Source organism: Agrobacterium sp. 719_389 (assembly GCF_900188475.1).
Classification (GTDB): domain Bacteria; phylum Pseudomonadota; class Alphaproteobacteria; order Rhizobiales; family Rhizobiaceae; genus Agrobacterium; species Agrobacterium radiobacter.
Window position 1 is genome coordinate 88,665 of record NZ_FYEM01000016.1, and the last position, 11,736, is coordinate 100,400.

Consider the following 11,736-nt stretch of genomic DNA (forward strand, 5'->3'; position numbering starts at 1 on the left):
TTGCCCTGCTTTTACGCCGCCCTCAGCTGAGGAACTGAAAGCACCGCTTTGAAAATTGGCGCCGGGGATCGGAGGTTTTTGGACCCTGATCCCCGGTGTTCTGCTTTTGGGCGATATCAGCCCGGAACTGCCATCCATCGATGCGCTTGCATGGCGGTCAAGCCGGCCGGGCTTGACCGGTTTTCCGGTCTGCTCACGAGCGAAAGTCAGACGTCCAGGTAGGACAAAATCGTTGCTGCGACGTCAGACGCCTCCTGCGTCTCACTCGAAGCGTTAGTTGATGTATTGGTCCCGGCTGTATTGTCCGGGGTCGCAGCCTTCTGCTCGATGGTTGAGATGAAGGAGGCGATATCCTGCACGGAGCTGTTTGTGGGCTTTGCGCTATTTAATGCCGTAACCTGCGCCGACGTCATGGCGGCGATCTGACCCGGCGTGAAGGCGGCCGCCTGGGAGGTCGTCAAGGCAGCGAGCGTACCAGTGCTCAATCCCGAGATCGCGCTCGAACTCAAGCTGATGATCTGCTCGGTGGAAAATGTTGTGAGGTCGTCGCCGCCAAGCGCGGCTGCCTGCATCGCGTTGAGGGCGCTGACCTGCGACAGTGAAAGCGCTCCGATTTGCACAGATCCCATTGCCGCCACCTGGCTGTAGCTCAGCGAAGCCACCTGGCTTGTGGTCAAGGCGGCGATCTCCTGAGGCGACAGGGACGCTACAACGGCGGTGGACAGTCCCTTGATCGCCGTCGAACTGATGGCGGAAAGCTCCCCGGTCGAGAATGTCGCCAGATCTTCAGTCGTCAACCCCGCAAGTCCGGCCGAACTTAATGCGGCGATCTGGCTGGTGGAGAGTGTTTCGATCTGGTCCCTGCCAAGGGCATTGATCTGCTCGCTGGTCAATCCGGCAACGCCGGCCGTGCTGAGGGCTGCAACCTCAGCGGTGGAAAGAGCGGCGATAAAGCCCGTTGACAGTCCCTTTATCGCGCTTGAGCCGATCGCGGCGAGTTCTTCCGTCGAGAAGGTCTCCAGCATCTCCGCAGACAGGCCCCTGAGCGCATCCGAATTCAACGATGCGATCTGACGGGTGGATAATGCCTGAACCTGTTCAATGCTCAAGGCGCCGGTCTGCGCACTGCCAAGTCCTGCGATCGCCTTGGCGTCCAGCGCAGCTATCTGGCTTACGGAAAGGGAGGCGATGTCGGCCGTATCCAAAGCCGCAACCTGTTTGGAGGTGAGCGCGGCGATCTGGGTATTGGTCAGCGCGTTCACCTGCCCGGTGCCGAGGGCGGCGATCTGGTCCGTGGTCAGGCCCGGCACTGTCGCCGCACCCAAGGCTGCGATCTGAGTTGTCGCCAGCGAAGCGATCGTTGCCGCCGACAGGCCCGAGACCGCACTCGAGCTGATGGCAGCGAGTTCGGCGGCGGTGAATGTATCGAGATCATCGGCGCCAAGGGCCGCAATCTGTTTCGAACCGAGAGCACCGATCTGAGCGCTGGTGAAGGCCTCGACCTGAGCGGTGTTGAGGGCCGTGATCTGATCAGCGGTCAGGCCTGCCGCGCCCGCCGTGGTGAGGGCCGCGATCTGGGCCGCTGAAAGCGAGGCGATGCCAGCCACGCTGAGAGCGGCAACCTGCTTGGAGGTGAGGGCGCCGACCTGGGCGCTGGTGAGGGCCTCGACCTGGGTGATGTTGAGGGCTGCGATCTGGTCGGTGGTGAGGCCAGGTAGCGCCGCCGTGCCCAGCGCCGCGATCTGAGCTGTCGTCAGCGAGGCGATTGCGGCCGTGGACAGGCCCGAGATCGCGCTCGAACTGATGGCGGCGAGTTCGGCGGCGGTGAAGGTATCAAGACCATCGGCGGTGAGGGCCGCAATCTGTTTTGCGCTGAGAGCACTGATCTGAGCACTGGTGAGAGCCTCGACCTGAGCAGTGTTGAGGGCCGCGATCTGGTCAGTTGTCAGGCCGGCTATGCCCGCCGTGCTGAGGGCGGCTATCTGGGTTGCCGAAAGCGAGGCGATGCTGGCCACGCTGAGAGCCGCAACCTGTTTGGAGGTGAGAGCACCCACCTGGATACTGATCAGGGCGTCCACCTGATCACTGGTCAGGACGGCGACCTGTCCGGTGTTCAGTCCACCAATGCCGGCCGTGCTCAACGCCGCGATCTGAGCCGTGGTCATCGACGCCACGGTTTCCGCTGACAGACCTGGTATGGCATTCGAACTGATCGCCGCGATGTCCTTGGTCGAGAACGTTGCTATGTCGTCCGTACTCAAGACTGCAATCTGTTTCGAGCTGAGAGCACCGACCTGGATATCGGTCAGGGCCTCGACCTGGGTGGTGTCGAGGGCCGCGATCTGATCAGTGGTCAGGCCCGTTATACCGCCGGTGCTGAGGGCGGCGATCTGGGCCGCCGAAAGCGAGGCAATGTCAGCCACGCTGAGAGCCGCAACCTGTTTGGAGGTGAGCGCAGCAATCTGGGTATTGGTCAGGGCGTCCACCTGATCGCCAGTCAAGGCGGCGACCTGCCCGGTGCTCAGCGCCCCGATGCCGGCCGTACTCAGCGCGGCGATCTGCGCTGTTGTCAGCGACGCTATGGTTTGCGTTGACAGGCCCGGGACCGCATTCGAACTGAGCGCGGCAATGTCCCTGGTCGAGAACGTTGCGATATCGTCCGCGCCCAGCGCCGCTACCTGCGTCGAACTGAGCGCGCCGACCTGGGCGCTGGTCAAGGCCTCGACCTGAGCGGTGCTCAAGGCGGCGACCTGCCCGGTGCTCAATGCGCCAATACCCGCCGTGCTCAGCGCTGCAATCTGGGCCGTCGTCAGCGACGCCATGGTCTCCGTTGATAAGCCCGCGACCGCATTCGGACTGATCGCGGCGATGTCCTTGATCGAGAATGTCGCAATGTCGTCCGCGCTCAAGGCCGCTATCTGTTTGGAGCTGAGAGCGCTGACCTGGGCGGTGGTCAAGGCCTCGACCTGGGCGATGCTCAGGGCCGCGATCTGCACGGTGCTCAACGCCGCGATGCTTTGCATATTGAGGGCGGCGATCTGAGCTGTCGTCAGGGAGGCGATGGTCTCCGCCGACAATCCTGAGATCGCACTCGAACTGATCGCGGCAATGTCCTTGGTCGTGAATTTCGCCAGATCGTCCGTTCCCAGCTGTGCAATCTGAGTGGAGCCGAGATTGACGATCTGCGCACTCGTCAGGGCTTCAGCCTGGCTGGTGCTGAGGGTCGCCAGTTGCTGCGAGCTAAGTCCCGCAATGCCCGCAGCACTCAGGGAGGCAATCTGGGCGGTTGAAAGAGCGGCTATGTCGTCTGTACCAAGGGTGGCGACCTGTGTCGCGCTCAGCCGCCCTATCTGCTTGGTCGACAGTCTGGAAACCTGATCAGTGCTGAGGGCGGCGATCTGGCCGCTCGAAAGTCCGACGATGCCAGAGGTGCTCATTGCCGCGAGCTGGGCCACGGAAAGCGATGCTATATTGTCCGTGCTTAGCGCCGCAATCTGTCCCGAGCTGAGAGCTCCGATCTGGACGGTGGTCAAGGCCGAGAACTGATCGATGCCAAGGGCTGCAATCTGATCCGTGGTCAGACCCTTGACGCCCGATGTGCTCAACATGGCTGTTTGATTGGTGGACAAGGCGGTCACATCGTTGCCTAGGGCGGCGACCTGTGCTGCGCTCAATGCCTTGATCTGCGCGGCGGATAGAAGGCTGACCTGACTGCCGCTCAGGGCCTCGATCTGGTCGGAGGTCAGGCCGGTAACCGCATTGGTGCTCAAGGCGCCGATCTGAGCCGTGGTGAGGGCTGCGATAACATCCGTGTTCAGGCCCGACATCGCCCTGTTGGTGATCGCCGCGATATCGGCGGTCGAGAATGTCGCCAAGTCTTCAATGCTCAGGGCCGCAATTTGCGTTGCGCTCAGTGATTTCACCTGTGCCGGCGACAGGGCCTCGACCTGACCTGTGCTCAATGCCTCGACCTGATCCGCCGTCAGGCCGGCAATGGCGCTGGTGGTCAGGGCGGCGATCTGGGCGGTGGTCAGCGCTGCGATTGCGTCCGTGCTGAGGCCGGCCATGGCCTTGCTCGTGATCGCCGCAATATCGGCGGTCGAGAATGTTGCTATGTCCTCCGCGCTCAGAGCCGCAAGTTGTACCGAGTTCAGCAACTTCACCTGTGCCGAGGACAGGGCTTCGACCTGTTGGGTACTAAAGGCTTCGATCTGATCGGCGATCAGGTTTGCGATCACGCCCGTGTTGAGGGCGGCAATCTGAGCGGTTGACAGGGCCTCGATCTGAGCAGCGCTCAAGGCCTGGAATTGCGCAACGCCAAGCGCGTTCATCTGGGCCGTCGTCAATGCGGCGACCTGATCCCTGGTAAGCGCGCCGATCGTCTCCGTGCCCAGACGTGGCATGGCTTTTGCGGTAATTTCCGCGATATCGGCGGTTGAGAATGTCGCTATATCCTCCGCACTCAGGGCCACGAATTGTGCCGCACTCAGCGATCTCACCTGTGCCGGTGACAGGGCTTCGACCTGGCTCGTGCTTAAGGCGGCGATGTGCGTCGTTTTAAGCGCGGCAATCTGAGCCGTCGTCAGTGCGGCGATCTGGGCGGTGCTCAGGCTTTCGATCTGGTCGATCGTCAGACCCGCAATCGCACTTGCATTGAGGGCGGCGATCCGATCAGGCGTAAACTCTGCGATTGCTTCGGTGCTGAGGCCCGGCATGGCTTTGACGGTAATCGCCGCGATGTCGGCGGTGGAGAATGTCGCTATGTCATCTGAGCCGAGGGCCGCGAGTTGCATCGAGCTCAACACCCTGACCTGCGCCGGCGAAAGGGCTTCGGCCTGCTCCGGGCTCAGGACCGCGATCTGGTCGGTGGTCAGGCTTGCAACCGCGCTCGTGCTCAGGGCCGCGATCTGATCCGGGGTCAGCCCTGCAATCACTTCAGTGCTCAGGCCCGGCACGGCTCTGTTCGTGATTGCGGCCATATCAGCGGTTGAGAATGTCGCGATATCTTCCGCGCTCAGGGCGGCAATCTGCGTCGCACTGAGGGCGCGCACCTGAGATGAGGTCAAAGCCTCCGCCTGATCGGTCGTCAGGGCCTGAAGCTGGGTGGTGGTGAGCGCAGAAACCTGGCTCGAATTCAGACTTTTAATGGCGTATTGGTCGAGAATATTGAGTTGATCCAGCGTCAGGCCAACAATGGCGACCTGCGAAATGGCGCTCAACTGTTGCGAGTTGAGGACTTTGACATCCTCCACATCCAATGCCGCGATCTGAGCCGACGAGAGCGCTTTGATCTGCGTTGTGGAAAGCGACGCCACGTCGTCGGTTGTCCAGGCTGCGACCGCCTCTGTCGACAGATATCTGATCTGATTGACATTCAGGGAAGAAATGATCGACGTCATGTCTGAAAAATCCTAAAGCCCAAGCTCAACAGGTGGATTTTTCGCCCAAGCCCCCAAAGGGGCATCGGTTATGCGGTTCCACCATTTTTCAGATGTTGATTACGCAATCGGGCTTGCCTGAACCTGAAGTTGCTACGTCGCCGCCGATCTCCCTTTGCGATACTGTTTTCAACGCCACAGATGCGACAGGCGCCGGTGCCCTATCAGAGGCGAGGGACGTTATGCCGTGGCGGCAAAACGTTGATGAACTCCGGTAAAGCCGAAGTCTCAAATGCCTGCATTTATGGAAAAGAGCGGGACAGGTCCGTCTCAGAAGGGCGAATGCAGAAATGCCGGCATGGGAGCACCCTCTGACTGTCTGGCGAGATAGAGGCGGGCGGTGTCGAGCGCCTCTCGAATGGTCGCATCCATGTCGAGGTAACGATAGGTCCCCAGCCGTCCGACAAAGGTTACCGACGCTTCCCGCTCGGCACGCGCCACATATTCGGCAAGCTGTTCTTTGTCTTCGACCAGCCGGATGGGGTAATAGGGAATGTCCTGCGGGCCGCATTCATGGGAGAACTCCCTGTAGCAGACCGAGCCGGCATGTTCCTCCCACGGAGAAAAGTGCTTGTGTTCGGTGATGCGGGTAAAGGGTACTGCGACATCGCCATAGTTCATCACCGCGCAGCCCTGATAGTCGCCGTCATAGGTGAAGCGTTCGAAATTCAGCGTCCGGTATGCGAGGCGGCCGAATTCGAAGTCGAAATAACCGTCAAGCGGACCGGAGTAAAAAACGTGTCCGGCGGCGGGCGCCTCGGCGCGCTGGAAATGTGTGCCAAGCCTGACGGTGATGTTTGGATGATCGAGGATGCGCTCGATCATGTCCGTATAGCCGGTTTCCGGCATGCCCTGATATTTGTGGAAGAAGTAGTTGTCGTCATAGTTGAAGCGCACCGGCAGGCGCTTCAGGATCGAGGCCGGCAGCTCTGTCGGCGAGCAGCCCCATTGCTTCTCGGTATATCCCTTGAAGAAGGCTTCATAGAGATCGCGGCCAACGAAGCGCAGCGCCTGCTCCTCGAAGGTCTGTGGGTCGGTAATCGACTTGTCGGCCTTTTCCTCGATGAAGGCCCGGGCTTCATCGGGCCGGAAATTCTTGCCGAAAAACTGGTTGATCGTATGCAGATTGACCGGCAGCGAATAGACGCGCTCGCCGCTCGTCGTCTTGACGCGGTTCTTGTAGGGCATGAACGTCTGGAAGCCGTTCACATAGTCCCAGACTTCCTTGTCGTCGGTATGGAAGATATGCGGACCGTAAACATGGACCATGACGCCAGTCTCACGGTCGCGTTCGGTGTGGCAATTGCCGGCAATGTGATCGCGGGCGTCGACGATGTCGACCATATGGCCTGCCAGTGCAAGCTCCCGGCCAATGACTGCGCCGGAAAGCCCGGCGCCCACAATGACAATTCTTTCGTCCGCGAACATTGATAATCGGTCCTGTTCATAGGTCGCCCGGCGGGCGGTCACGATTTGCATCGAAGAGGTGCCGTGCAGCGCGTGCTTCGGCCGGTCGAGAATATTCCGCGCTCAGTTATCCGGCTTCTGCCAGAGACGACGGTCATAGGGAATTGGCGCATAGTCGTGCCACTGGGTGAGCTTCTTAAGGTAGCGGTTGCGGTAGCTCTGCTCGTCTTCAAACTCTATGTTCTCGAATACGGCTTCCGCGCCCAGTTCGTAATAGAGATCGAGATTGCTGAGATCCGGCACCGGTGTCTCGCCGCGCTCACATTCGCCCTGCATTTGCCAGAACAGTTCTTCCAGACGTTGCGCCAGAGCGGGAATATCGCGCAATACGCTGGTATCCCGCTGCCGGGCGATCGATTCTCTGACCTCCTGAAGGCTCTTCCGGTCGCGTTCGAAACCGATGGCGCGGGCGACATAATCTTCCGGCGAAGAACAAATCATTTCCGGAACACCCGCTGCAGTGACGATGCTGCCGCAGAAGCGCGCAGCAAATGTCTTGCCGGACATGGTGAGGACGGGCAGGCCGGATGTTATCGCATCCGCAGCCGTGGAGTGAGCGCCATAGGGGAACGTGTCCAGAAACAGATCGGCGACGCCGATACGGGCAATATGGTGCGGGTTCGGGACCTTCGGCGCAAATACGAGCCGTTCCGGTGCGACGCCGCTTTTTTCTGCGATGCCTTGCAGGCGTTGATTGACATCTTCGTCGCCCGCCAGCAGCCACAACAGGCTGCCGGGCGTTTCAGACAGGATCGTCATCCATCGCGCAAAGCAGCTTTCGGTAATCTTCTGCATGCCGTTGAAGCTGGCATAAACGAATGCATCTTCCGGCAGCCCAACCTCGGCCCGGCTTGGCCGGGCGGCGATGGGCCGCTTGCGGTCAAGCGGCTGGTCACACGCGATGCGCAGGACCTTTTCGGAGTAATAGATGTCGTTCTCCGGCGGGATCATGTATCCGTCGGAGATCAGATAATGATGGAACGGGCTTCCCATCGATCCGGGGTAGCCGCAAAAACTGACGATAACAGGCGCGGGACGATAGGCGAAAATCTTCGTGCGCGCGTCCTTGGTGTAGCCATTCACGTCGATCAGGATATCGATGTCGTCGGAAATGATCTGCGATGCCGCTGCGGCATCGTCGAGGCCATGGATATCCCGCCAGCAATGAACCGCTGCCTTGATCCGCTCCTGCGTGCTGTCAGTGTTGCGGACGTTACCGCAATAATAGGCGAAGACCTCAAGGCTGTTCTTGTCATGCAACTCCAGAACCTCGCAAAGAGCGAAGCCTACGGCATGGTCGCGAAGATCCGACGAGAGGTAGCCGACACGCAGCCGCTCACCGGTCCCCGACTTCTGCTTCGGTGATCTGCGCGGAAAACGGCTGAGGTCCGGGCGCGTGCCGACCACCGTTTTGCTATAGCGATATGCCTTGGCCAGCTGGAACATCGGATCGTCGGCGTAACAGCTCAGCGTCAGCGACGACATGGCGTCGATCATCTTGCGGGCAGGGACGTGGTTCGAGGGCGCAAGCACCGGCCACTTGCACTGACGCTGCCGCAATGACACCCAGTGCTGGCCTGCTTCAGGCAATTCCGGCCGCAGCTCGAACGCCTGCAGCAAGGCGGTTTCGGCGTCCTCGAGCTTTCCAGCGCCTTCGAGAACCCGGCCCGTGTTCTGCAGAGCCATATGCCGGTGGCCGATCGCTTCGGCCTCGAGATGTTTCGTCATCTCCGCATAGTGCGACCACTGTTCCACTGCCTGGCCGATCAACCCGCTGTCTTCAAGGACACGGCCGAGATTGATATGGCCGGGAGCGAATTGCGGATTGGCCTTCAAACAGGCGCGGAATGCCTGTACGGCGCCTGCGCGGTCGCCAAGCTGGCTGAGTGCTACGGCATAATTGAAATAGGCAAGATGAATGACGGGATTGTTGTCGTTGAATGCGACCCATGTCTTGTAGAGTTCCACGGCGGCGGCTCGTTGGCCGGCGGCAGTGAGCGCCTCGGTCACGCTCAGCAGATCCATGAGACTTAACCGTTGGTTCCGCGCAAGATCAAGCGCGCTGGGAGCGGTGTCATCGTTTGAAGGAGAGACGTGGTTGGCGGTCATGACATCCTGCGGCAAGGCGACAAAGGGTCGAAGATAAAAACGGCCTGTTGATGGGCCGTACTTAGCTATCGCAGGTAACTTGCCTGTGGCTGGATGTGTTTGAAGCGGCGTTGCGTGTCCAGATCAGCCGGCGGCCCGGCGGAGAGAAGGTTTCTCCCAGTCAGGCGCCGGCTTTTGAGGCGTTGATGCTGTCGCGCCGCAATAAGGATCGCTCACATGTCTAGCGACGAGAATGTTTCATCCTGTAACTCGCCAGAGCGATTGACGGATTTATCCTATAGACACTGTCGAAGTCTTCGTCCGTGAAGTATTGGTATGAATATGCGACGTATTCCCGGAAAAGACCGTGCAGGTCCTCCCGCATCTGCTTGGCCGCCCATTCCAGCAGACCTGCCTTGAAGACGATGAAGATCGGGTAATATTTTGCCCTGAAGATCGGATTTTCCAGAAAGAGCTTTTCGGTGTCTTTCAGCGCCGCGAACATTTCAAGTCGGCGCTCGTCGAAAGTGCTCGTATGCTGTTCCCGTCCCGGGATGAGGCGATGTGTTGTCAGGCTGCTGTTGATGGCCAGAAAGCGCCCGGCATTCATATAGGCTGCCCAATGCGGCAGGATGTCTTCGTTGATCCGCGCGGTGGAGAAGCGCCAGTTCGTCTGGCGAATGAAAGATGTCCGCAGTATCTTGTTCCACGGGTAATTGATCGTCACCAGGAATTGCGCGGTCGAGTCGAGATCGATCATGGCGCTGTCGTGACTGCCGAGGACGCTATCCCAGATATTCTTGTCGATAGGCGCCATTTCGCCAGGTGTGCCACCGGCCGTCCTCAGCACGCTATATCTGAATGCCGCGACATCGATATTCGTATCATCCATCAAGGGGAGAACGGTATCGACGGCTCCCTTGTGCAGGAGGTCGTCAGCATCGTGAAACAGGCAATATTCGCTGTCGATTGTCGCCAGCGCCCTGTTGCGGGCAACGCCCGGCCCGGTGTTCGTCTCGCTGCGCATCAGCCTTATATTGGCGTGCCGCGCCATGTATTGCTCAACGATGTCGCAGGTATTGTCGGTGGAGGCATCGTCGACAACGACGATATCCATTTCGGTGTCATTAAGCAGAACACTGTCGAGTGTCTCGCCGATAAGACTGGCCATGTTGAAGGCCGGAATGATGATGGATATTTTTGCCATGGCAGATACTGAATGTCCTTCTGGGGCATTCTGCAATTAAAATGTTACGACGCGGCCCTGAGCCGCGTCGTAGGTTTTCTGGTCGTTTAAGTCTTATACTGCCTTGTAGGCTTTGATGACCGCCTCGACCTGTGCATCGTTCATGACCTTGAGCTGCTGGGGTGAGAGAGCGCCGGCCTGGGCGCTGTTCAGACCACCAATGGCAGCTGTGGAGAGACCGGCGACGGCATTTGCGCTGATCGCTTTGATCTCATCGGTCGAGAAGAGTGCCAGTTCGCTGCTGTTCAGGGTCGCGATCTGTGCGGAGCTCAGGCCGGAAACCTGATCGGAGTTGAGGGCCTTGATCTGGTCGGTCGACAGGGCCGCGAACTGTGCCGAAGAGAGCGCTGCGGCCTGTGCTTTGCTCAGGGCGGCGACGTTATCGGTGCTCAGCTTGCTGGCATCGAGGCCTGCAAGCGCCTTGGTGCTGATGGCCTTGACCTCATCGGCGGAGAAGGTGGAAAGGCTATCAGAGGACAGGGCGCCAAGCTGTGCCGAAGACAGGCCGGCGATCTGTGTCTTGGTCAATGCCGCAGCGTTTGCGGTGCCGAGGCCAGCGAGGGCCGCCGCGGAAAGACCGGCGATGGCATTTGCGCTGATCGCTTTGATCTCGTCAGTCGAGAACAGTGCCAGCTCGCTGCTGCTCAGGGTGGCGACCTGTGCGGAGCTGAGGCCGGCGACCTGATCGGAGCCGAGGGCCGTGATCTGATCGGTCGTCAGAGCTGCGAACTGCGCCGAGGAGAGTGCTGCGGCCTGCGTTCTGCTCAGGGCGGCGATGTTGCCAGTGCTCAGCTTGGTGACGTCGAGGCCTGCGAGCGCCTTGGTGCTGATGGCTTTGACCTCATCGGCAGAGAAGGTGGCAAGGCTGTCGGAAGACAGGGCGTTCAGCTGTGCCGAAGACAGGCCGGCGATCTGCGTCTTGGTCAATGCCGCAGCGTTTTCGGTGCCGAGACCAGCCAGTGTAAGACCGGCGACGGCATTGGCGCTGATGGCCTTGATCTCGTCTGAGGAGAACAGAGCCAGTTCGCTGCTGCTCAGGGTGGCGACCTGAGCGGAGCTGAGGCCGGCGACCTGATCGGAGGTAAGGGCCTTGATCTGGTCGGTCGACAGGGCTGCAAATTGCGCCGAGGAAAGCGCTGCGGCCTGCGTTCTGCTCAGGGCGGCGATGTTGCCAGTGCTCAGCTTGGTGACGTCGATGCCCGCGAGTGCCTTGGTGCTGATGGCCTTGATTTCATCGGCGGAGAAGGTGTCAAGGCTGTCGGAGGACAGGGCGTTCAGTTGTGTCGAAGACAGACCGGCGATCTGCGTCTTTGTCAGAGCGGCGGCATTTTCGGTGCCGAGACCAGCCAGTGTAAGACCGGCGACGGCATTGGCGCTGATGGCCTTGATCTCGTCGGTCGAGAACAGTGCCAGCTCGCTGCTGCTCAGGGTGGCGACCTGCGCGGAACTGAGGCCGGCGACCTGATCGGAGTTGAGGGCCTTGATCTGGTCGGTCGA

The 11,736-nt window shown here is 60.1% G+C and carries 4 protein-coding genes and 1 pseudogene; all 5 read right to left on the bottom strand.

The window, feature by feature from the left end; genetic code table 11:
• Nucleotides 1-206 precede the first annotated feature (206 nt).
• A complete protein-coding gene (locus CFB10_RS23430) occupies nucleotides 207-5,399 on the bottom strand; it encodes an S-layer family protein (protein WP_020009019.1) in 5,193 nt (1,730 codons plus the stop codon).
• A 309-nt stretch (nucleotides 5,400-5,708) separates the two neighbouring features.
• Nucleotides 5,709-6,866: a UDP-galactopyranose mutase gene (glf, locus tag CFB10_RS23435; protein ID WP_020009020.1), complete on the bottom strand. Its 1,158-nt coding sequence runs from the start codon at nucleotides 6,864-6,866 to the stop codon at nucleotides 5,709-5,711.
• A gap of 102 nt (nucleotides 6,867-6,968) precedes the next feature.
• A complete protein-coding gene (locus CFB10_RS23440) occupies nucleotides 6,969-8,930 on the bottom strand; it encodes a tetratricopeptide repeat protein (RefSeq protein WP_020009021.1) in 1,962 nt (653 codons plus the stop codon).
• Nucleotides 8,931-9,234: 304 nt separating this feature from the next.
• A complete protein-coding gene (locus tag CFB10_RS23445) occupies nucleotides 9,235-10,200 on the bottom strand; it encodes a glycosyltransferase family 2 protein (RefSeq protein WP_020009022.1) in 966 nt (321 codons plus the stop codon).
• Nucleotides 10,201-10,293: 93 nt separating this feature from the next.
• A pseudogene (locus tag CFB10_RS23450) lies at nucleotides 10,294-11,736 on the bottom strand (ice nucleation-like protein); the annotation flags it as partial.